Consider the following 20,348-nt stretch of genomic DNA (forward strand, 5'->3'; position numbering starts at 1 on the left):
CCCGAAGGCCCCCTCTCCGACGACGACCCCACCTTCGTCACCAACCTCCAGAACGGCATGGAAAAGGTCTTCCTCCCCGAGAACTGACCCCCGCCCACAACAACAAGAGGGGCGGGGACGACCCCCAGCGGCCGGTCCCGCAAAGGCCACCCCGCCCCTCCCGCGTCCCGGCGACACCGTCCCGGCGGGACGCCCGAACACACCCGATGGAGACACCATGAGCCAGACGGACCAGTCCCTCGCCGCAGGCGTGTGCGACCTCGAGTCCGGCCTCTGTGCCCTGCCCGGCGACAGTGCAGCCCTTCCCGATGCGACCGCCGACAACCCGGTTCCTGAAGCGGGCCTGACCACCATCACCTACGTGACCGACCCGATCTGCTCAGCCTGCTGGATCCTTGAACCCGCCTGGAGGTCGCTCACGGAGCGCTATCGCGACCTCATCGATGTGCGCCATGTCTACGGTGGACTCCTGCGCGGTTGGCAGGGCTTTCACGATGCCGGCAACGGCATCCGGCGCCCCGAGGACGTCGCCCACCACTGGGACGAGTTCGCCCGGATCTCCGGCCAGCCCATCAACTCTTCCGTCTGGTGGAGCGACCCCATCGACTCCTCCTACCCCCCGAGCATCGCGCTCGCCGCCGTCCGGCAGTTGGCCCCCGAACACGAGGAGGCCTATCTGCGCCGCCTTCGCGAGGAACTCTTCCTGGACGGCCGCAACATCGCCGCCTCCGAGCTCCTCGAGACACTGGTCGTGGAACTCGGCCTGGATGTGGTGGCGTACCGCCGACTGATCGAGAACGGCGAAGCCGAATCCGAGTTCGAACGGGACCTGGTCCGCACCCACGAACTCGGCGCCCGCGGCTTCCCGACCCTGATTCTCGAAGGCCCCGACGGCCGCGTCGTCCTGCACGGCTGGATCCGACCCGACCGCCTGGAAGACACCTTCCTCACCGTGTCGGGCGCGACCCGCCGCCCCGCCATCTCCTCGATCGACGAAGCGACCGACCGGCTCGGCACCGGAACCTCGCTCGAGTACGCCGCACTCACCGGCCACTCCGTCGCCGATGTGGAAGAGCTGCTCACCCGGGCCGGCGCCGCCTCCCGCCCCGTCGGCAAGGGCAGGGCATGGTCGCCCAAGCCCCGGAACCGGCACTGAGGTTGCGCCTGGGCCTTGTTGCTCCACTGCGCAACACAGGCAGCGTCATCGGCGCCGTCCCACGACCATAGGCATCTGCCGGCTCGCCTCCGGGCAGCCGGCAAGTGCCGGTGCCGGTGTCCGTGGTCGGTGTGACGGTCAGCCGATCTGGCGGTCGCGGCCGGCGAGCCAGCCTGCCGCAAGCTGGGGGAGCATCAGCAGGGTCATGAAGACCAGTGGGGTTCGCCAGCTGCCACTGTGCTGGTAGAGCGCTCCGACGAGGATGGGGCCGGGGATCGACAGCAGATATCCGGCGCTCTGGGCGAACGCCGACAGGCGGATGACCGTGACGCTGTCGCGGCCACGCATGCCGATCATCGTCAGGGCCAGCGGGAACGAGCAGTTGGCGACACCGAGAAGCACGGCCCACAGCAAGGGAGCCCCGGCCGGTGCGGCCCACAGCCCGGCGTATCCGACGATCCCGAACACCCCGATGGCGACGGCGATCCCGCTCTGGCTGCGCAGCCGTCCGGCGACGGCCGCGAGCACGAACGACAGCGGAACGCCGAGCACCGCGGTGACGGCGAACAGCAGCCCCGCCGTCTGGGCGGACAGCCCGGCGTCGCGGAAGATCTGCGGGAGCCAGCCGATGACGACGTACGCGGCAGTGGCCTGGAGGCCGAAGTAGACGGTGAGAGCCCAGGCAGTGGGATCGCGGGTCAGGCGTGGTGCGGGCCGGGGAGCCGCGTTCGGTGCAGCAGGGCCGGTGCGCGACGCCGCCGCGACAGGGTGGCGGGCGAGGGCGATCCATGGGGGCACCGCGACGGCGGCGAGCACGGCCCAGGCACCCAGACCGACCCGCCAGTCGCCGAACGCCTTGGCGAGAGGCACGGTCACCGCCGCCGCACTGGACGCGCCCAGGTTGAGGGCCATGGAGTACAGGCCGGTCATCATGCCGACCCGGTCCGCGAACCGCTGCTTGACGACGACGGGCAGCAGAACGTTGGCCACCGCGATACCGGCGAGCGCGAGGGCGCTCAGGGCTGCGAACAGGGCGGTGCCCTCCGCCAGCGCACGCAGAGCCAGACCGGCCGCGATCACGGCCATGCCGGCAGCGATGACCCGGTCGGGCCCGAACCGGCGCGCCAGTCGGGGCGCGGCGGAGCCGACCAGCGCGAAGCACGCGGCAGGCACCGAGGTCAGCACGCCCGCTGCGGTGGCGCTCATCCCCAGGCCTGCACGGACCTCCTCGAGCACGGGACCGAGGCTGGTGACCGCAGGCCGGAGGTTGACCGCGGCCATCAGCAGCGCGACGACGGCGACCCGGCGCACCCAACGCACAGAACGGGCCGCGTCCTCCCGCTCTTCCGCGCTGCGCGGGGCCGCGGGTTCCTCGTTCGGCATGGGGCGATCCTAATGATCAACAGACAGGGCGGACCGTGTCGAAGGACCGGTCGATCCGTGTGTCGACGCGGCCCCACAGCCGGCCGGTCTGCGGTCTTCGACGTCAGCGCATCCGGGACGTGGAAGCCTCGTCGGAGTCGGAGTCGGAGTCGGAGCCGGGGCCGCCCTGGCCGGGACCCACGAGGGGGAGGGCCGTCACCGGACGTGGCCTTCACGCATTTCTGAGTACGTATTGCTCACCCGTTCAAAAGCCATGGCCTGATATCGATGGAATATGCGCAAAGTGATCCAGAGCAGACTTGGCGGCCCGGACGTCCTGGACGTCGTCGACACGAAGATCCCGGAACCGGGACCCACAGAGGTGCTGGTCGAGGTGAAGGCCGCCGGAGTGAACCCTGTCGACTGGAAGATGCGTGCCGCCGGAGGCCTGGGAGATCCGCCCTTCTCGGTCGGTTGGGATGTCTCGGGGGTGGTGGCGGCCGTGGGGCCGGGAGTGACCCGCTTCAGCGTGGGGGACCAGGTGTTCGGCATGCCCCGATTTCCCTCGGAGGCAGGGGCGTACGCCGATTACGTGACCGCTCCTTCGCGGCACCTGGCCCTCAAGCCGTCCCGCCTGAGCCATGTCCAGGCCGCCGGACTGCCCCTCGCGGGCCTCACCGGCTGGCAAGCCCTTGTCGCCGTGGCCCAGGTCGCCGCCGGTCAGCGCGTGCTCATTCCGGCCGCGGCCGGAGGCGTGGGGCACCTGGCCGTTCAAATCGCCAAGAGCCGGGGCGCATACGTGATCGGCACCGCCAGCGCGGCCAAGCACGACTTTGTCAGGGGGCTCGGGGCGGACGAGGTCATCGACTACCGGTCCGTGGATGTGGGCTCGCAGGTCGCGGACGTGGACGTCCTCCTTGCCACGGTCGCGGGGCAGATCCAGGAATTGGCGGGCACCTTGGTACCGCAAGGCCGGATCGTGGCGCTCAACGGCGCCGATGCGGGGGCGGTCCAGTGGGCCGTGGAGAACGGCCTGCGGGCGGATTTCATGCTCGTGGAACCTGACCGCTTCGACCTGGAGACGCTGGCCTCCCTCGCCGGGAACGGCCTGCTCGACGTCCACATCGATACGGTCTTTCCGCTGGAGCAGGTGGCCGATGCCCACCGCCTGGGCGAGCGGGGACGAACCGTCGGAAAGATCGTTCTGTCCACGTAGACGGACGAGGCGACTGAAAATCCAAAGGGAGGTCTTCCATGGCCGATCAAGAGAATTCCTGCGGTACGCACATCCGCCGGAGCGGTGCGGCCGCCGCGGACGGGCTCGTGGCCAACCGGGCCCTGTGGGACAACCTCGCTGAGTTCCACGGCACGCAGCCCGGCGACCGGTCGTACGACGTGGAGTCGTTTCTCGCCGGCGGACAGACGCTGCGCGGGATCGAACGAGAACTCGCGGGCGACGTGGCCGGCAAGGATCTCCTCCACCTCCAGTGCCACTTCGGGATGGACACCCTGAACTGGGCACGTCTGGGCGCCCGCGTGACCGGAGTGGACTTCTCGCCCAAGGCGATCGCACGGGCGCGTGAGCTGGCACAGCGTGCCGGTCTGCCCGCGGAGTTCGTCGAGGCGGACTCCCAGCACCTGCCGGATGCCCTGACGGGCAGGTTCGACCTGGTCGTCGCGACCTACGGAGTCCTGTCCTGGATTGCGGACCTGGATGCGTGGATGGGCGGCGCGGCAACAGCGCTGCGGCCCGGAGGCCGGCTCGTTCTCGTGGACCTCCACCCCGTCCTCCAGACGGTGCTCACCTTCGATCCCCTCGTGGCCGACTGGCCCTACGGCGGTGGCGCACCGCAGCACGACGCGATGACGGGTACGTACGCCCATGCCGATGCTCCGCTCACGCCGCAGGCCTCGACGCAGTACCCGTATTCGGTCGGCGAGATCGTGACAGCGGCCGCCTCGGCAGGGCTGGTCGTGGAGCGGCTCGGCGAGCACACCGAAACCGAGACCGACGGAAGGCACATCCTGCCCCAGGGGCCCGACGGCCTGTACCGCTTCCCGTTCAGCGACACCTACCTGCCCGTCCTGTACTCGCTCAGTGCGACGCTCCCGGCTGCCCCAGCCCCCTAGCACCCCGCAGCGTTCGGCGCAGCATCGCGCCCTCGACGGCTCGGGGGCCGGACTCTCTCAGCGAGCTCCGCCGTACCGGGCGAGCAGGCGGGACAGGAGGGCCGTGTCGATGTTGCCGCCGCTGACGACGGCGACGTGCAGCCTGCCCGGGGGCAGGTCGTCCCGGCGGTGGAGGTAGGCCGCGGTCGTGACCGAGCCCGAGGGCTCCGCAACGACACGGCTCTCTCGCGCCAGGACGGCGACGGTCTCCCTGATCTCGTTCTCCGAGACCGTGACGATGTCGTCGACGTACTCCTGGATGTGCGCGAACGGGATCACGCCCACCGAACTGCTGCGCATGCCGTCCGCGAGGGTGCGGCCTGTGAGCGTCGTCGGCCAGGCCACCCGCTGCCCGGTGCGCAGACTCTCCCGCGCGTCGGCGGCCGTCTTCGGCTCCACCCCGATGACGCGTACCGCGGGCAGCAGACGTTTGAGCGCCGCCGCGACCCCGGAGATCAGCCCTCCGCCGCTCACGGGGACGAGGACGGTGTCCGGTGTCACGCCCATCCGCAGGGTCTGCTCGAAGATCTCCAGACCGACGGTGCCCTGTCCGGCGATCACACCGAGATCGTCGAACGGCGGCACGACGACGGAACCGGACTCCTTGGCGAATGCCCCGACGGCCGTGGCCAGATCGGAGGCCGGAACGCTGCGCACGCTCGCACCGTGGCGACGGATGGCGTCCACCTTCACCGGTGCCGCGGTCTCCGGCACGACCACGGTGACCTCCACGTCCAAGAGCCGGCCCGCGTAGGCCAAGGCGTTGCCGTGGTTGCCGCTCGAGTGCGCCACCACACCCCGCTCGCGTTCCGCGGCGGACAGCGACGCCAGCCGGTTGTAGGCACCGCGGAGTTTGAAAGACCCGGTGACCTGGAGATTCTCGGGCTTCAGCAGAAGTGTGCGAGCTCCGTCACCGGCCGACGGGCCGGGCAGCAAAGGAGTGCGCAGGACGACGCCGTCCAAGCGCCGCGCGGCGGCACGGACGTCATCGAGATCCAGCAGTGTCATCAAATTCCTCTCATGGTCGGATCTGCTCGCGGCACCCATCGTCGGCCGTGCGAGAACCGCCAGGATGAGCAATCGCTGCTCGTGCGTCGGACGGCGTCCGTCATCCGATGCGACTACCGAAGAACCTCGCGCGCGTGCGCGGGAGTTGCCACGCCGGGGACGTGAGGCCGGCCCAGCCGGTCGAGGGTGACCTCGGCGGCCGCCAGGTCCTGGACGCCCAGGCCGACGAGTTTGCAGATGGTGATCTCATCGTCGCCGTCGCGTCCGGGTGCCGTGCCCGCGAGGACCTCACCGAGTTCTGCGTGGCGTCGGCGGTCCTGCTCCGGGAGCCGCGACAAGTCGCCATGAAGGGAGGTGAGTTCGCGGCTGTCGACGACGATCCGGTCCGCCCGCGTCAGGGCTCCCGCAGTCAATTCGGCCTTCGTCGGATCGTCGGCGCCCACAGCGTTGATGTGCGTGCCGGGCGCCAACCATGCTGCCTGTACCAGGGGTTGGGTGCTGGAGGTCGCCGTCACCAGGACGTCGGCGTTGTCGCACGCGGCCTGCGGACTGTCCACGGCGATGACCTGCAGGTCGGGGCGTCGGGTGTGCAGGGCCTGGGCGAGGGCCTTCACCCGGGCCTCGCGCCGGCCCCACACCCGCACGGTGCGCAGCGGGAGTTCATCGGCGATGGCGAGGGTCTGAAGGTAGGCCTGGGTGCCGCTGCCGATGACACCGAGGACGTGGGAGTCGCGTCGTGTCATGGTCCGGGCGGCCAGGGCTCCCGCGGCGGCCGTGCGTATGTCGGAGAGGTGGTGTTCGTCCTCCAGCAGCGCCCGGATGTCTCCCGTCGCGGCGTCGAACACGGCGATGATTCCGCTCCCGGCGGTCTTGCCGCGACGGGCGCGCTCCAGGAACCAGGAGGCGACCTTGACGGTGAAGATCTGGCGGCCCGGCAGCCACGCCGACTTCACGTGCACGTCGCCCTCGGGGCCCGCGGGCGCGAAGACTGCGACGGGGGAGTCGCCCAGACCACGGCTGTAGTCACGCAGTGCGGCGGCGACGGGCTCCAGGACATCGGGGTATCCGACCGCGGCGCGGATCTCTTCCGGGGCGAAGTAGGCAGGTCCGGGCGTCATTGCGGGAGCCCTTCGAGACGTCCGTGGGCGACGACGGCGACCTCTCCGCCGACCTGTACCGACGTGATGTGCTCGGGGCTGCCGTGAGCGCTGATCGTCATTTCGCTGGGGCGGCCGCAATGCTGCCCCTGGCGCAGTGCCCGGCGTTCGCCGTCCTCAACGCGTTCGTGCCGTCTCAGATAGGCGGCCACGCATCCTGCGGCACTGCCGGTGGCCACGTCCTCGACGATGCCGTCGTTGTTCCAGTGCCGCCCCTCCAGGCCGTCCGCGTCCAGGAGGTAGGCGAACTGCGCTCCGAATCCCTCCAGCCGTTGCCCGATGTCGGAGGTGATCCTGGCCCGCGCGAGTGCCCCGCGGCGTACGGGGACGATCAGGTACCGCAGTCCTGTCGAGACGACCTCGGGTCGCAGCTCCGCGTGGAGGTCTTCCTCGTCCAGGGAGAACCAGGAGGCCAGGTCGTCCGGCTCAGGCCGGCCGAGGAACTCTGGAGCTCCCTGGTCGAGGACGCTCTCGTACCGGAAGCGGCCGCGGCGTTTCGTGACGACTTCCACCGTCCGGGCCTTGAGCTCCATCGACCAGGTCCGGTCGGTGTCGCCGCCCGCCATGGCGTGCAGAACGCTTGCCGCCCCGATGACCGGATGCCCGGCGAAGTCCAGCTCCTCGGTGAGGTCGAAGACGCGGGCTCGCCATGTGGTGCCTCCTCCGTTCATTTCCTGAAGGAAAATGGATTCGAAGTGACGCATTTCCTCGGTGATCCGCTGCATCTGGGACCCGCTCAGTCCCGCTGCTTCGGGGAAAACCGTAAGGCTGTTCCCGCTGAAAGGAGCTCCGCTGAAAACATCGACATGAAAGTAGTGCATACCTCGACGCTACCGGTGAGAGGAAACCGGGGGAACCCTGCTCATGAACAGAGGGGGCATAGCATGTTGTTATGGCCCCTGATCTCGAAACCGCACTGCTGCGTGCTTTTGTGAGCTCTGTACGCTCCGGAAGTATCAGCCGCGCCGCCGCGGCCCTGGGCCACAGCCAGCCCGCGCTCAGTAGTCAGTTGCGCAGGCTCGAGCGTACGGTGGGCCGGCAGCTGTTGCACCGGGGCACGACGGGCGTGTCGCTGACCAAGGCCGGAGAGGTGTTCCTGCCCTACGCCGAGCGCATCCTGTCCCTCTCGGCCCAGGCCGTCGCTGCGACCGGCCCGGACGTGGCCGGACACTGCGGCATCGGATTGATGGAAGACTTCGTCACGCCGTCCCTGGTCGAAGCTCTGGGCGACTTCAGCGTCCTGCACCCGGACGCGACACTGGAACTGGTCACCGGACCTGGTCCGCTGATGAAGCAAGCCCTTGCCGACGGGCGCATCCAACTGGCGCTGTGCGACCCGTTCTACCTGGCAGAGACGCCTCGCTGGACGGTCCGTCTTCCACTGATCTGGTCGGCTGCTCCTGCTCCTGCTCCTGCTCTTGATGTTGACCGCGACCCGCTGCCACTTGTCCTCTTCTCCCAGCCCTGCCGCTGGCGGGCACCGGTCCTTGACGCCCTTGAGGCCGCAGGCCGGCGGTGGCGGATCGTGTTCGAGAGCACCGCCCTGGGCGGGGTGCAGGCCGCTGTGCGGGCAGGACTCGGCGCCACGGCGCTGCTTCCCTCGAATGTGGAGCCGGGAACCGCCGTCCAGGGGCTGCCGGAGCTTTCGGAGGTCGAGGTCGCTCTCGTCCGTTCTGCCGGCACGGACGGCGAGCCGCTTGTCCAGGCGGTGGAGGACCTGCTGCAGCACATGACCGACACCGCTTCGGGCGGGGCGGGGACTGCGGTGCAGGAGTCCCCGCTGCAGACGGGCTGAGGACCAGGGGCTTCGGCGTTCGCCACCCCGGGATATCTGGATGGCAGATCCCTGTATGTAGGTAGCAATTGCTCATGTTCGTGCGGCGGCCTCAGGCTTCGATGAATCTGTCCAGCCCCGGCCAGTGAAACAGCTGATCCGCACCGGTCCGTCAGTGCCCCGTTGAAAAACGACGGAGAGGCAAACGGGCGTGGGGGCATTGCCATACAGGAAAGTCCCGGGCTCCTGCCCCCGCAGAGCCATCGCAGAAGGAGTCCATACAAATGAAGAGGCTGATAGCTCCGCTGTTTACGGTATCGGCGGCGCTTGCGTTGACGGTCATGCCGGCCACGGCACAAGCGGCCGGAACAGAGGACGGCGCCGCACTGGTGGCAGCCGAGAACGAGATCATCGACGAACTCGCCCCCCTCGGCTGGCCGGGCCAGGACTCGGAGAACTTCTATCCCGGAGCGGCCGGCCACGCAGACGCCGACGCCGCATCCGTGGTCTGGGGGACACACGGGGACGCGCGCTCCTACCAAGTCGAGGCCAAATGCGCCCAGTTCCTCACCGCCTCCATCAAGCACGCCTATACCTGGGCCACGGACTCCTGGTTCACCAACGGCATCGGCTTTCGCAGCCCCTCCTCCGAGCAGTACTACGCCGCCTTCACGGACACGGCCGCCGGCGGTGCGCTGGAGGACATGAGCGACCACATCACCCGTCCCTCCGCGCAGCGGGTCCAGGACCTCCACGCGGGCTCCGTCATTGCGGTGAAGTACCTGGACGGATCCGAGGGCGGGGCGACCGGCCACATGATGATGGTGGAGTCCGTCGCACCCTTCGAGCGCGACGGCGACCGCACCACGCAGGAGTACGCGGTCACCGTGGCCGACAGCACCTCCAACCCGCACGGCGTGGCGCTCTCCTCCAAGACCTCGCCGCACTGGGCGTTCCGCGACACCCGTGTCGAAGGCTCTCCGGGACTCACCACGAAGGAGTGGAGCGGCGCCGGCCGCGGCACCGTCTTCATCCAGGCGGACGCGACGACCGGCAAGCCGACCGGCTACTGGTGGGGTCGCAACGAGGCCGCGTTCAACACGGTGGCCAACCGGCCCATGGTCTTCGTGGACATCACCCGCTGACCGCCTTCGCCGAACGCCGCCCGGCGTCCTCGCCCGTGGCGTGAAGACCTTCGACCCCAAAGAACGGCCGTGATGTGATGCGTTCGTACAGCAGCCTTGCGGCGCACGCGGAGCGCCGGGCCGGACGCGCCTTCGGGCGAGGCGTCTTCCTCGGCGAGTTGGACGTGGCAGATCCACGCACGGCGGCCGAGGTGCACCAGGTCGGCAGGCGCTCGTATGCCGTGGAGGCCGAACTGATCGGCTTCGACGGCATACCCGCCCTCACGGAGACCCTGGCAGAGATGCAGGCGCACCCACTGCGCTGGCTCGGTGCGGTCACCCGCGACGGCCGGATCGCGGCCTTCGTGGCCTGGCGGCCCCTGGCCGGAGAGGACGGCATCGACATCGATCGCGTCTGCGTCGACCCGGACTGGTTCCGCCGAGGCCTGGCACGGAAGCTGCTCGGCCACCTTCTGACCGAGCTGGTTCCCAGCGGCAACGCGCTGGTGAGCACGGGCGCGGACAACCGGCCGGCCCTTTCCCTCTACGCGCGGCTCGGTTTCACCCGTGTCGGCACCGTCCGGCGCGCTCCCGGTCTGCTCCTGGCCGAGTTCCGGCTCACGCGAGAGCCCGCGGACCTGCCCCTCCCGCATGCCACTTGAGCAATCCTGCTGCCTTGCGCTGCCCGAGGCGGCGCCACCCCGGCCGCGCCCTGCTGTTGTCCGGGTGCACGCGCATGGTTCCCGGCCCGGACTACCTCTGTTCCAGGGTGGCCCGGATGGCGGGGGCGAGGGTGGTGACGATCTGCTCGGGGGAGAGGTGGGTGACGGTGGGGATGCGCAGGATGTAGCGGGTCAGGGCGAGGCCGAGGAGCTGGGCCGAGACCAGCCCGGCCCGTGCGGCCTGCTCCGGTCCGGCGGCCCCGGCGAGTGCCGGTGCGACCTGGGTCGCGAAGATCGCGTGCATCCGCCCGGCCGCGTGCTCGTTGGTGACGGCGGAGCGCAGGAGCAGCAGCAGGGCATCACCGGCCTCGTCGTGTTCCCAGCGGTGCAGGAAGTGCCGGACCAGCGCCTCGGCGCGGCCGTCCGCCGGTACGGCGGACAGGTCGGGGAGGTCCAGGTCGATGTCGAGGGCGGCGTCGAAGAGTTGGGCCTTGCTGCCGTAGTAGCGCATGACCATCGAGGGATCGATGTCGGCGTCGGCTGCGACCGCGCGGATGGTCGTGCGCTCGAAGCCGTGAGCGGCGAAGCGGCGCCGGGCGGCGTCCAGGATCACCGCCCGGGTGCGGTCGGAGCGTCTGGCGCCGGAGGTGCCGCTGTCGATGTCTTGCGTCATGCCCACAACTGTAGGCCAACGTGTGTTGACTCTCCAGGGCTGTTGCGTGCACTCTGTCAACAAGCGTTGGCCAACATCTGTTGGCAAAGTTGATCCGTGCCCACCCGGAGGTCCGCCGTGAACACCCCCGCCCTCGCACTGCCCGACCGCACCGAAGTCGCCATCGTGGGAGCCGGCCCCACGGGCCTCGCCCTCGCGGTGACCCTGGCCCTCGCCGGCATCGACTTCGTCCTGCTGGACCAGCAGGACGAGGGAGCCAACACCTCGCGCGCCGCCGTCGTACACGCCCGCACTCTCGAGGTGCTCGACGAACTCGGCGCATCCGGCGAGCTGATCAGCCGAGGCGTCAAGCTCGACCGATTCGCCGTCCGCGACGGCGCCCGCCGACTGCTCACCGTCCCCTTCGACAAGCTCCCCACCCCGCACCCCTACACGCTCATGGTCCCGCAGTACGAAACCGAGGCAGTCCTGCTCGCGCGGCTGCGCGCCCTGGGCGGCGACGTCCACCGGCCCCACCAGGTCGCCTCCGTCGTCCAGGACCAGGACGGCGTGACCCTCACCACCAGCACCGGACAGACCCTGCGCGCCTCCTACGCGGTCGGCGCGGACGGCATGCACAGCACCGTGCGAGAAGCCTCCGGCATCGGCTTCACCGGCAGCTCCTACGCCGAGTCCTTCGTCCTTGCCGACGTCGTCATGGACTGGGCCCCGGGCCGGTCGGAGGTCTCTCTCACCTTCGGAGCCGCGGGCCTCTTGGTCGTCGCGCCGCTGCCCGGCGGCCACTACCGCATCGTCGCCACCACCGACCAGGCCCCCGAACACCCCGACCTCGCCCTCGTGCAGCAGCTCCTGGACCAGCGCACCCCCGGTCAGGCCGCGGTCACCGACGTTGCCTGGTCCTCCCGCTTCCGTGTGCACCACCGCGTCGCCGACCACTACCGTGCCCGGCGGCTCTTCCTCGCCGGAGACGCGGCCCACGTCCACAGCCCCGCCGGGGGCCAGGGCATGAACACCGGTATCCAGGACGGCTACGCACTCGGCACCGCCTTCGCCACGGACACGCTCGACGACTACGAGGCCCGCCGACGCCCGGTCGCCGAACGCGTCGTCGCCTTCACCCACCGCATGACCCGCATCGCCACCACCCGCAACCCCGCCGCGCGCACCCTGCGCAACACCGCCATGCGCCTTCTGGGCCACACCCCCCTGCCCGCCAAGCTCGCCACCGAACTCGCCGAGCTCAACTACCGCTAGGCAGACAGAGGGCCCGCCTGTTCCCCGGGGCCGCGGACGGCGCGGGAACGACAAGGTGGAGTAGCGATTGCTCAGCCGTCGTCGCACGAACGGATGTCTCCTGGAGGGGCAGTGAAACAGCCCTCCGGGACGCGGCCGTTCTTTGCAAGGCCGACGGCGTACGACGGCACCGCCCGTCGACTGCCTCCGGGGGAGCGGGCGTCGAACGACCACGAGGGAAAGCCATGCACAAGCCCCTGACGGCAGCAGGCCTCACCGCGGCAGTAGCCGGCGTACTTCTCGCGACTCCCGTCGTATCGATCACAGTGGCACGGCCGGAGACCCCGGCCACCGCACGCACCGGCGCTTCGACCACCCGTACGAAGCACGAGATCGATCAACCCGTCGGCGTCGGACCCCGGATCGACGGCACGGGCACGGGGGAGAACCCCCTGACCCGCCTTCCCGGCGGCCCCTGGCCACACCGGTGGCCGCCGCTCGTACTCGATCAATGGGCTCGGCCCTCCGAACTCACCAAGATCGACCGCAACGGAACGCCCCGGTCCTATCAGCAGGAGGCCCATCGCCAGGTCCTCCCCGGAGTCAAAGAGCGCTACACGAAATGACAAGTCCCTCGAACCCTTTGGCCGCCAGTGCGCTCAGATGCCGTGCCGGCGCTGCCGGCACGAGGTGCCAGGCAGCGGAGGCCGCGCCCGGCCAGCTGTGGTGGACGGCCGGCCAAGCAGCCGGGACACCCGATCGCGAGCCGGCCCAGACCGGCGATCTGCGCAGATGGGCCGGCATCCTCATCGACGGACTTCTGGCCTTCCACGAAGACGTGAAAGCGTTCCAAGGGTGGCAGGCCCGACTGTGGCAGCTGCAGATGACGAGTTCTGTCCAGCGGCATCTAGGGCCCATCTCGGGAAGCCTTCCGGCACACCGGTGGCTGGTGCACGCTCGGCACCGGACTCAGATCCATCACGGCTCCGCTGCGGACAGGGAGCTCTACCTGCTCTGGGTGCCGCACCTCGTGGAAGCCGTGAGCGACCTGCTGGGCCGAACTGCCGCGGCGGCAGCGCACGCCGCACGTTCCGGCAACGGAACCGGCATCTCGTCCCACCTCATGCACGCACGGCACGGCCTCCTGCACGCCTGCCAGCATCTGAACGGCGCCCCGAGGCGGACGAGCGGCGAAGCGGGACGACACCGCGAAGGCTGAGGGCTTCGTCGAGCCGTCTGGACAGCACAAGGCCGCGCATTCCAGGGTGCATGCGGGCCCCGCGGCTTCAGCCTCGCCGAAGAGCGGGCCGGTCGAGTGCTCTGCGGGCGGCGTTCAGAGTGGGGTGCGTCGCGTGGACTTTGTGATGCAGCAGCTCGACGACGCGTGCGTACAGTGCCCGAGAACGGCTGAGGTCGCCTTGGGCCTCCTTGGCCGCCGCCAAGTTGACCAGGGTCGGTGCCAGGTCGGGATGGTCCGTGCCCAGTAGATGCTCTTTGAGGTTCAGCGCGTCACAGTAGGAGGAGACGGCCACGTCGAGTTCACCGCGGCGGTGTTGGATGGCAGCGAGGTTGTGCAAGGTCACGGCCACGTCGTAACTGTCAGGCCCGAAGGCACTCTGGAATACGGTGAGAGCCTGCCGCAGACGGTGCTCGGCTTCCTCGAGACGCCCGCATCCCTCCAGCAGGGCGGCCCAGGCCGCTGTGTCGAGAGCCGTAAGAACGTGGTCCGGCCCGTGGAGCCGGGTACGGATTTGCACCGAGCGGGCGGCCCACGGTTCTCCGTCCTGCGCGTCACCACGCGCATGGGCGAGCCCTCCGAGGTTGTGGCACACCATGGCCACGGTGTCGTGGTCGGGCCCGAACGCTGTCTCATAGATTTTCAGCGCCCGCAGATAGCGCCTCCTGGCGGAGTCGAAGTCCCCTGTGTACTTGCCCAGGACCCCCCACTCGTTGCACAGCCATGCCACGGTGAGTGAGGAGGGACCGGTGGCACTCTCCGCCGCGGCGAGGGTCAGCGACAGCAGCAGCCCGGAATGCCGGTACTTGCCCTGCATCCGCCATGCGGTGGCCAGCATGCCCCGCACCTCGAAGTCCTGCACGCCCAGAAGCCCGGTCTGCTTGGGAAGTGACGGGGATCCGGCGGTGAGCGCTCCTCTCAGCAGTTCCTCCGCCTCGTGCGCCAGGCCCGCTTCCAGCGCGTGCCCGGCCTGTGCCATGGCCTTGTGCAGGGCGGAAACATGTTCATGACCGGTCATCTGCATGCCTCTTGGGGAGAATGTGAGCAAGTCTCAGTGCGACCAGCGCGCTTGCGCCGAGAACGGCGGCTGAGACGGTGAAGAACAGGCGTATGGAGTCGGCCCCCAGCAGCGTTCCGGTGGCTCCGGCGCCGATCGCGAAACCACTCGTCCACGCCAGCGTGTGGGCTCCGTTGTAGCGTCCCGTCAGCCCGGGGGGCGCCAGATCGTTGACGAGCGCGGCAACGACCGGCATGTAGGCGACCTCCCCGAGAGCGAACACCACGGCCGCTACAAGCAGGCGTCCAGTGCCCGGAGTCGAGTCCAGGGCGATGATCGCCCAGGCTCCGGCCATGAAAGCAGCGCCCCCCGCGAGAACGGCCGGTCGGGGAAACCGGGCCAGCATGCGTTGTGCGGGAACCTGGGCAAGCGCGACGACGAGCATGTTCGCGGTGAACACCCAACCGAGGCCGGCGACATCATGAGTCAGTACCGACACCGCCGGCAGCCCGATCTGAAGCTGGGCGAACCCGGCCGCGACCACAAAGAACACGAAGACGAAGACGCCGCGCATAGCCGGGTCACGGGCAACCGCCGCGTATCCCTTTCCCGAAGGTTCACGACTGTTACGGGCTCGAAGGCCTTCGGCCGCGCTGCGAGCCGCGGCACCGGCTGAACCGTTCCCGTGGCGCCGGGTCGCTCTGCCCACCAACACCATCAGCACGACGAACGAGGCTGCGTCGAGCGCGTATACCCAGTGCAGCCCCGCATCGACTCCGAAGAGGCCGAGCGTGCCGGCCGCGCCGGCAACGCCGAGCATCGCCCCCGTCGTCACCACCGTGTTGCGCCAGGAGAACGCCTTCTCCCGGGCGCTTTCGGGTACCGATCGGGCCAGCAACGCGTCCAACGCGGGTACGAGCGCTGCCCCCGCGCCCGTACCCATGACGGCCGCCACCACGGCGGGCAGCACGATGCTCCCGTGTGCGCCGGCCATGACAGCCGCGGCCGCAGCAGCGACCGCGGCGATTCCTACGACGGTACGGCCGGCCCCGTACCGGTCACTGAGGACGCCTCCCAGCACGGCCCCGACGACGGCGGCCAGCGCGCGGACCACAAGGACCGCACCGACCTGGCCGCCGGACAGGCCGCAGACATCGTGGAGGTAGACGACCAGATAGGGGAACGTCGCCCCGGAACCGACGTTGGAGAGGAACTCGCCGAAGAGCACCACCAGGGCGATGGGCGGGAACCCCGCTGTCGAAACCCTGAGCCTGAGCGGAGTCCTTCCCCTCGTCCGCGTTCCGAGGCTGCCCATTTCCCTGTTACTCGCCGGCCTCGTCGTGCGGGGCGTGGTGCAGCACGATCTCGTTGTGGTTGCCGCCGATCGCGCCGGCACGACGTGTCACGGCCGCCTGGACGCTCTCCGGCGCCGGCTCGGAAGCACGCACGCTGCTCTCGACGACGATCTCGTTGTGGTTCATGGACCCGGCGGCGAAGCCCTCATCGGCGACGTCGAGGTCGCCGGTCACGACGATCTCGTTGTGGTTGTAGCTGCCCGTCTTCGTGGCGTGGACGATTCCGGCTTCAGCGATTCCCGTCATGGCTGCTCCTGTTGTGTCTTCAGTGAATTGCCCGCTTGTGTGCGGTTCTTCGTGACTGAAACCTATGCAGGGGGCAGCGGCCTGGAATGAGCACTTGATGCTCACATCCACAGGGTGCGGGGTGCCTGTCCCGCGGGCGACCCGCGATGCCGGCCCAGCCGGCCCGGTTCCCCGCTCGTCGTGGCCGGGGTCGGTTCTCGGGTGCGAGGAGGTTCCCCCCGCAGCTGCGGGGGAGAGGAGGAAGCAGGCCTTGCCCGGCGCCGCTCATCGTGACGCTCCGTGCGAACACGAATGAAGCCAGCTTATTCATGGAACGCGACTATTCTAGTTGGAAAGAAAGCCTTTCGAGGCAGGGTCTGCCGCGACCGCGGAGAGCGATGGAGAGGGCGTGCAATGCCGACGCACTACGAGGGGAGCGCCCGCGAGAAGCGGTCGCTGGACCTCTTCATCAAGCTGATCCGAGCCGCCGCATCGGTGGAGGCCCGCACAAGCGGCCCCCTGCTCGCCTCCGGGCTCACGACAAGCCAGTTCGGCGCTCTGGAGACCCTCTACTACGTCGGCCCGCTGCCCGCCGGACGTCTGGCGGAGAAGCACCTGAAGAGCCCGAACAACTTCACGGTCGTCATCTCGAACCTGGAGAAGCAAGGCCTGGTCCGCCGCGAGAAGTCCCCCAGCGATCGCCGCGTGGTCATGGTCGAACTCACCGCGTCCGGACGTGCGGCGGTGGAGAAGACCATGCCCGCCTACGTCCAGGCCATCGCCGACGACTTGGACGGCCTCTCGGAGCGCGAGCAAGGCCAACTCGCCGACCTGCTACGCAAGGTCGGACGCCCTGACGCCGATTGACATCGGCCGGAGGCCTCCGCGCCGGACGAAGGTGACCGACTTGCCTACGGGGCCGATCGCCTGGGCACGCAGGTATGCCGGCCATGACACAAGCCGTGTCCGCCCATGAGCATCGAATGCTCATGACTGCACCAAGGCCACACGCAAAGCTGCTCACTCGAAAAGAAACAGAATGCCTCGGACTACTGCCCGGCCCATTCTGAACTCTCGCGAGCAGCCCGGACGGTGGCCATGTTCAGTGACGATCAATTGGAAGTACTGCGTGCTTTCCGGCGTGCTGGAACTCTGGCGCGAGCCGCCGATGAATTGAAAATCACCCCACTTGCGGTGTGCCGGCGACTCAGTGAATTGGAAGTCATACTCGGCTGCCCTGTCCTCCAGCCCTACGGTCGCCACATCCGGCTCACGCGGGCGGCCAATAGGCTTGCACGAGAGCTTGCGCAGGCTGAGATCGTGTGACCCGGCCGGGAAGAATCAGGAATTCCGGCCGCCGGTAAGAGGCGAAGGCCGCGTGGGTAGGAATTGCTCATGTCGGAGGGTGAGCGCCCTTCTGGACGAAGTCGAAAAGCAGTCAGGGCCGCCCCCGTCCTCGTGCGTGAACCGACCGCACCACATCACCGGGGGCGCGGCACGGTGAGTACCCACTGCTCATGTTCCGCGGCGATGTTCTTGCGAGCCTGATCGCAGGCCCGGTGAGACGAACCGTCTCCGCGTGAACACCCCAGCCGAACATCCACGATCCGCTTCGGTTCCGATCACAGGACCCGGCGAACCGGTCTCGAGAGGGAGATCCGAAACGCCGAAGCCCTACTTGCTCCCATTCGAGGAATGTTTCCCCATGAACGCAGACTTCGGGTCCACGGACCAGGCTCACGGCAGGGGAAAGGTGCGTCACGGCGCTGTGCTGGCCGTGACCTCCCTGGCCCTGGCGACGGTCGTCTCGGCCATGGCGTCACTGAACGTGGCACTGCCCGGCATCGCCCGAGAGACCCACGCGAGCCAGACCGAGCTCTCCTGGATCATCGACGCCTACAGTCTCGTCTTCGCCTCCCTCCTGCTCCTGGCGGCCACGCTCGGTGACCGCTTCGGGCGGCGCAAGGCCCTGCTGGGCGGGCTGGGAGTGTTCGCGGCGGTCTCGGCGGCCGCCACCTTCTCCTCGGACCCGGTCGTGCTGATCGCCCTGCGCGCGCTGCTCGGTGTGGCAGCGGCCTTCGTCATGCCCGCGACGCTCTCCACGATCACGACGACCTTCCCCGCCGCCCAGCGGGCCCGGGCCGTCAGCATCTGGGCAGCCGTAGCCGGTGCCAGTGCCGTGCTGGGGCTGCTGGCTTCCGGCGCGGTGCTGGAGGTGTGGTCGTGGCGGTCGGTGTTCTGGCTGAACGTCGTCCTGGCCGTCGTGGCTGCCATCGGAACGTATCTGTTCGTTCCCGAGTCCGCGGAACCCGTGAAGCAGCCGGTGGACGGAACCGGGGCGACCCTGACCGTCGTCGGACTGGGAGTGCTGGTCTACTCGGTCATCCAGGCACCCGAACAGGGCTGGGGCAGCACCCGCACGCTGGGCGGCATCGCCGTCGGCCTCGTAGTACTGGCAGTGTTCGTCCTGTGGGAGCTGAGGCACCCGCACCCGCTGCTGAACCCGCGGCTGTTCCGCAACCGGCCCTTCGCGGCCGGGACCCTGTCGATCACGCTGCAGTTCTTCGCCTTCTTCGGGTTCATCTTCGTCGTCATGCAGTACCTGCAGCTTGTACGGGGTGACAGCGCCCTCGTCGCCGCCGTGAGTGTGCTGCCGATGTCCGCGGCGATGATTCCCAGTGCCCGCCTGTCCCCGCGGCTGGCCGCGCGACACGGAGCGCGCCGCCCCTGGACCATCGGCCTCATCGCGGTCGCCACCGGCCTGCTGGTGCTCGCCGAGCTCGACGCCGGCAGCTCCTACTGGCTGCTCCTGGCCGGGCTCGTCCCGCTCGGCGCGGGTATGGGGCTGGCCATGACGCCCGCCACCGCGGCCATCACCGATGCCCTGCCGCCGGCCCTGCAGAACGTGGGCTCCGCCGTGAACGACCTGTCCCGCGAACTCGGCGGCGCCCTGGGGATCGCGGTCCTCGGCAGCGCCCTGAACGCCGGCTACCGCGGCAACCTCGACGTGGAGGGACTGCCCGAACCGGTCGCCGAGGCCGCGCGGTCCTCTCTGGCGGCGGCCAACATCGTGGGCACCAGGACCGGTAACGCCTCCCTGATCGAGCAAGCCCGCGATGCCTTCTCCTCCGGGCTGCATCTGGCCCTCATCACCGGGGCGGGAGCCGCAGTGCTGGCAGCCGTCGCCATCACCCTCATGCTCCGGCACACCCGCCGTACCCCCGCCGTTCCCGCGGCAGGCACGCTGGAAAGTGACGCCGTACGTACACCGTGAGCGGTTCGGGATTCCGGGCGGGCAATTCACTCTGACGTCCGGGGCTGGGACATCAGCCCGGGGTCCGCAGATGCCGGCGGCCCGAGCGGCGCGAGCCGCTCGGGCCGCCGGTGTATTCGCCACGCCGCTGATCTCCCCGGCCGCGAAGCGGGGCGTCCGCGCGGAGCATGACCGTCTCTTCCGCGCTGCCGGGTATCTGGGTAGGGATTGCTCATGGATTTCGTGCCCGGCGGGGGTGTCCTGGAGGTACCAGGGAATCCGTTCCAAAGCTTCAGGTAGTGATTCTGATGAACACGACGACGATCTCCCGTCAGCGGCAGGGTTCTGAGCCGTGTGCCGTTTCCCCGGGTGGGCGTGTGTTCGGTTTGCCTCTGGAGCACGGACCGCTCGCTCCTGCCTCGGCGCGCCGCGAGTCCCGCCCGGTTCTGGCCGCGTGGGGACTGGGCGACGATCAGATCTACGACGCGCTTGTCGTCATCTCCGAGCTCGTGACGAACGCTGTCTCGCACGCTCTGCCTCCGGTGGTGCTGCACCTGCAGGCTTCCAGCTCGAGCAGCGGTGTCCAGGTCTGCGTGAGCGACGGCGGCCCGCAGGACACGCCGGACAACTGGGCCGCCGTCCGTCCCGTCGACGAGCACGGCCGGGGCGACATGATCGTCTCGGCGCTCACCGGCCGGGCCGGATCCGGCTTCGATGCGGACGGTCTCATCGACCGCTGGGCCAGCCTCGACACCGCCTGAAGCCGCCCCTGTCGTTCTCTGCGGCCGCGGAGGGCCCTCATCCCGAAAACTTTTTCTTCCAACTGGAATAGTCATGATGCATGAGTAGTTTGACGTAGTGAACCATCCACCCGCATCCGTAAGGAGCACACCGTGAGCAGCATCAAGAAGGTCCTCTTCCTGGCTTTCCCCAACGTCGGTGAGCAGGACCTGTTCGCGCCCT

20 protein-coding genes are annotated in these 20,348 nt (G+C 69.1%); 12 read left to right on the forward strand and 8 right to left on the reverse strand.

Annotation, left to right across the window (positions count from 1 at the left end; translation table 11 throughout):
* Positions 1-217: 217 nt before the first annotated feature.
* Positions 218-1,156 (forward strand): DsbA family protein, encoded by a 939-nt coding sequence (locus tag IO36_RS35280; protein WP_051901190.1) that lies wholly within the window; start codon positions 218-220, stop codon positions 1,154-1,156.
* A 138-nt stretch (positions 1,157-1,294) separates the two neighbouring features.
* On the opposite strand, the gene IO36_RS35285 is transcribed toward IO36_RS35280, so the two are convergent.
* Complete coding sequence (locus IO36_RS35285; RefSeq protein WP_037626256.1) at positions 1,295-2,539, reverse strand: CynX/NimT family MFS transporter; 1,245 nt, start codon at positions 2,537-2,539, stop codon at positions 1,295-1,297.
* 274 nt (positions 2,540-2,813) lie between these two features.
* Here IO36_RS35285 and IO36_RS35290 point away from each other — a divergent pair, with 274 nt between their 5' ends.
* Together IO36_RS35290 and IO36_RS35295 are read left to right on the forward strand one after the other, a co-directional pair.
* Positions 2,814-3,734 carry an NADP-dependent oxidoreductase gene (locus IO36_RS35290; protein ID WP_037626258.1) on the forward strand — a complete coding sequence of 307 codons (921 nt, stop codon included), beginning with the start codon at positions 2,814-2,816 and terminating at the stop codon, positions 3,732-3,734.
* 38 nt (positions 3,735-3,772) lie between these two features.
* Positions 3,773-4,648, forward strand: coding sequence for a class I SAM-dependent methyltransferase (locus tag IO36_RS35295; RefSeq protein ID WP_078943643.1), 876 nt, complete (start codon positions 3,773-3,775; stop codon positions 4,646-4,648).
* A gap of 57 nt (positions 4,649-4,705) precedes the next feature.
* On the opposite strand, the gene IO36_RS35300 is transcribed toward IO36_RS35295, so the two are convergent.
* The 3 genes from IO36_RS35300 to IO36_RS35310 form a co-directional block, all read right to left on the reverse strand.
* Complete coding sequence (locus tag IO36_RS35300) at positions 4,706-5,695, reverse strand: threonine ammonia-lyase (protein WP_037626260.1); 990 nt, start codon at positions 5,693-5,695, stop codon at positions 4,706-4,708.
* A gap of 113 nt (positions 5,696-5,808) precedes the next feature.
* On the reverse strand, positions 5,809-6,813 hold the full coding sequence (locus IO36_RS35305) for an ornithine cyclodeaminase family protein (RefSeq protein WP_037626262.1): 1,005 nt from the start codon (positions 6,811-6,813) through the stop codon (positions 5,809-5,811).
* The gene (locus IO36_RS35310) at positions 6,810-7,673 is read right to left on the reverse strand and encodes a PhzF family phenazine biosynthesis protein (RefSeq protein WP_037626264.1); all 864 of its coding nucleotides are present in this window, start codon (positions 7,671-7,673) and stop codon (positions 6,810-6,812) included. Before IO36_RS35310 ends, IO36_RS35305 begins: the two co-directional genes overlap by 4 nt.
* Positions 7,674-7,744: 71 nt before the next feature.
* Between IO36_RS35310 and IO36_RS35315 the strand changes: the two genes are divergently transcribed.
* From IO36_RS35315 to IO36_RS35325, 3 genes are all read left to right on the forward strand, one after another.
* Positions 7,745-8,647, forward strand: a complete 903-nt coding sequence (locus tag IO36_RS35315; protein ID WP_051901191.1) for a LysR family transcriptional regulator — start codon at positions 7,745-7,747, stop codon at positions 8,645-8,647.
* Between the two features lie 368 nt (positions 8,648-9,015).
* On the forward strand, positions 9,016-9,771 hold the full coding sequence (locus tag IO36_RS35320) for a hypothetical protein (RefSeq protein ID WP_037626266.1): 756 nt from the start codon (positions 9,016-9,018) through the stop codon (positions 9,769-9,771).
* 77 nt (positions 9,772-9,848) lie between these two features.
* Positions 9,849-10,412, forward strand: a complete 564-nt coding sequence (locus IO36_RS35325; protein ID WP_078943644.1) for a GNAT family N-acetyltransferase — start codon at positions 9,849-9,851, stop codon at positions 10,410-10,412.
* Positions 10,413-10,503: 91 nt separating this feature from the next.
* Here IO36_RS35325 and IO36_RS35330 read toward each other — a convergent pair whose 3' ends face one another.
* Positions 10,504-11,085, reverse strand: a complete 582-nt coding sequence (locus IO36_RS35330; protein ID WP_037626268.1) for a TetR/AcrR family transcriptional regulator — start codon at positions 11,083-11,085, stop codon at positions 10,504-10,506.
* Between the two features lie 117 nt (positions 11,086-11,202).
* Between IO36_RS35330 and IO36_RS35335 the strand changes: the two genes are divergently transcribed.
* Positions 11,203-12,339, forward strand: coding sequence for an FAD-dependent oxidoreductase (locus IO36_RS35335; RefSeq protein WP_209441314.1), 1,137 nt, complete (start codon positions 11,203-11,205; stop codon positions 12,337-12,339).
* A 224-nt stretch (positions 12,340-12,563) separates the two neighbouring features.
* Positions 12,564-12,944 carry a hypothetical protein gene (locus tag IO36_RS35340; protein WP_158997685.1) on the forward strand — a complete coding sequence of 127 codons (381 nt, stop codon included), beginning with the start codon at positions 12,564-12,566 and terminating at the stop codon, positions 12,942-12,944.
* 660 nt (positions 12,945-13,604) lie between these two features.
* On the opposite strand, the gene IO36_RS35350 is transcribed toward IO36_RS35340, so the two are convergent.
* From IO36_RS35350 to IO36_RS35360, 3 genes are all read right to left on the reverse strand, one after another.
* Entirely contained in the window at positions 13,605-14,579 is a 975-nt protein-coding gene (locus IO36_RS35350; RefSeq protein WP_078943645.1) for a tetratricopeptide repeat protein, read from the reverse strand.
* Positions 14,560-15,783, reverse strand: a complete 1,224-nt coding sequence (locus IO36_RS35355) for an MFS transporter (RefSeq protein WP_158997687.1) — start codon at positions 15,781-15,783, stop codon at positions 14,560-14,562. Before IO36_RS35355 ends, IO36_RS35350 begins: the two co-directional genes overlap by 20 nt.
* 91 nt (positions 15,784-15,874) lie before the next feature.
* Positions 15,875-16,153 carry a hypothetical protein gene (locus IO36_RS35360; RefSeq protein WP_037626278.1) on the reverse strand — a complete coding sequence of 93 codons (279 nt, stop codon included), beginning with the start codon at positions 16,151-16,153 and terminating at the stop codon, positions 15,875-15,877.
* A 393-nt stretch (positions 16,154-16,546) separates the two neighbouring features.
* Here IO36_RS35360 and IO36_RS35365 point away from each other — a divergent pair, with 393 nt between their 5' ends.
* The 4 genes from IO36_RS35365 to IO36_RS35375 all read left to right on the forward strand — a co-directional run bounded on the left by IO36_RS35365 (position 16,547) and on the right by IO36_RS35375 (position 20,146).
* Complete coding sequence (locus IO36_RS35365) at positions 16,547-16,999, forward strand: MarR family winged helix-turn-helix transcriptional regulator (protein WP_037626280.1); 453 nt, start codon at positions 16,547-16,549, stop codon at positions 16,997-16,999.
* A gap of 231 nt (positions 17,000-17,230) precedes the next feature.
* Positions 17,231-17,458: a helix-turn-helix domain-containing protein gene (locus IO36_RS49460; RefSeq protein ID WP_078943646.1), complete on the forward strand. Its 228-nt coding sequence runs from the start codon at positions 17,231-17,233 to the stop codon at positions 17,456-17,458.
* Positions 17,459-17,837: 379 nt separating this feature from the next.
* On the forward strand, positions 17,838-19,406 hold the full coding sequence (locus IO36_RS35370; RefSeq protein WP_051901192.1) for an MFS transporter: 1,569 nt from the start codon (positions 17,838-17,840) through the stop codon (positions 19,404-19,406).
* Between the two features lie 356 nt (positions 19,407-19,762).
* Positions 19,763-20,146 (forward strand): ATP-binding protein, encoded by a 384-nt coding sequence (locus IO36_RS35375; protein WP_037626281.1) that lies wholly within the window; start codon positions 19,763-19,765, stop codon positions 20,144-20,146.
* The last annotated feature ends 202 nt before the right edge of the window (positions 20,147-20,348 follow it).

It is taken from the genome of Streptomyces aureus (genome assembly GCF_000725495.1).
Lineage (GTDB): Bacteria > Actinomycetota > Actinomycetes > Streptomycetales > Streptomycetaceae > Streptomyces > Streptomyces aureus_B.

Excerpts from the sequence above, each read along its gene's own strand:
- IO36_RS35280 (WP_051901190.1), top strand. The coding sequence starts at position 218 with ATGAGCCAGACGGACCAGTCCCTCGCCGCAGGCGTGTGCGACCTCGAG.
- IO36_RS35285 (WP_037626256.1), bottom strand. The coding sequence starts at position 2,539 with ATGCCGAACGAGGAACCCGCGGCCCCGCGCAGCGCGGAAGAGCGGGAG.
- IO36_RS35290 (WP_037626258.1), top strand. The coding sequence starts at position 2,814 with ATGCGCAAAGTGATCCAGAGCAGACTTGGCGGCCCGGACGTCCTGGAC.
- IO36_RS35295 (WP_078943643.1), top strand. The coding sequence starts at position 3,773 with ATGGCCGATCAAGAGAATTCCTGCGGTACGCACATCCGCCGGAGCGGT.
- IO36_RS35300 (WP_037626260.1), bottom strand. The coding sequence starts at position 5,695 with ATGACACTGCTGGATCTCGATGACGTCCGTGCCGCCGCGCGGCGCTTG.
- IO36_RS35305 (WP_037626262.1), bottom strand. The coding sequence starts at position 6,813 with ATGACGCCCGGACCTGCCTACTTCGCCCCGGAAGAGATCCGCGCCGCG.
- IO36_RS35310 (WP_037626264.1), bottom strand. The coding sequence starts at position 7,673 with ATGCACTACTTTCATGTCGATGTTTTCAGCGGAGCTCCTTTCAGCGGG.
- IO36_RS35315 (WP_051901191.1), top strand. The coding sequence starts at position 7,745 with ATGGCCCCTGATCTCGAAACCGCACTGCTGCGTGCTTTTGTGAGCTCT.
- IO36_RS35325 (WP_078943644.1), top strand. The coding sequence starts at position 9,849 with ATGCGTTCGTACAGCAGCCTTGCGGCGCACGCGGAGCGCCGGGCCGGA.
- IO36_RS35330 (WP_037626268.1), bottom strand. The coding sequence starts at position 11,085 with ATGACGCAAGACATCGACAGCGGCACCTCCGGCGCCAGACGCTCCGAC.
- IO36_RS35340 (WP_158997685.1), top strand. The coding sequence starts at position 12,564 with ATGCACAAGCCCCTGACGGCAGCAGGCCTCACCGCGGCAGTAGCCGGC.
- IO36_RS35350 (WP_078943645.1), bottom strand. The coding sequence starts at position 14,579 with ATGCAGATGACCGGTCATGAACATGTTTCCGCCCTGCACAAGGCCATG.
- IO36_RS35360 (WP_037626278.1), bottom strand. The coding sequence starts at position 16,153 with ATGACGGGAATCGCTGAAGCCGGAATCGTCCACGCCACGAAGACGGGC.
- IO36_RS35365 (WP_037626280.1), top strand. The coding sequence starts at position 16,547 with ATGCCGACGCACTACGAGGGGAGCGCCCGCGAGAAGCGGTCGCTGGAC.
- IO36_RS49460 (WP_078943646.1), top strand. The coding sequence starts at position 17,231 with ATGTTCAGTGACGATCAATTGGAAGTACTGCGTGCTTTCCGGCGTGCT.
- IO36_RS35370 (WP_051901192.1), top strand. The coding sequence starts at position 17,838 with ATGAACGCAGACTTCGGGTCCACGGACCAGGCTCACGGCAGGGGAAAG.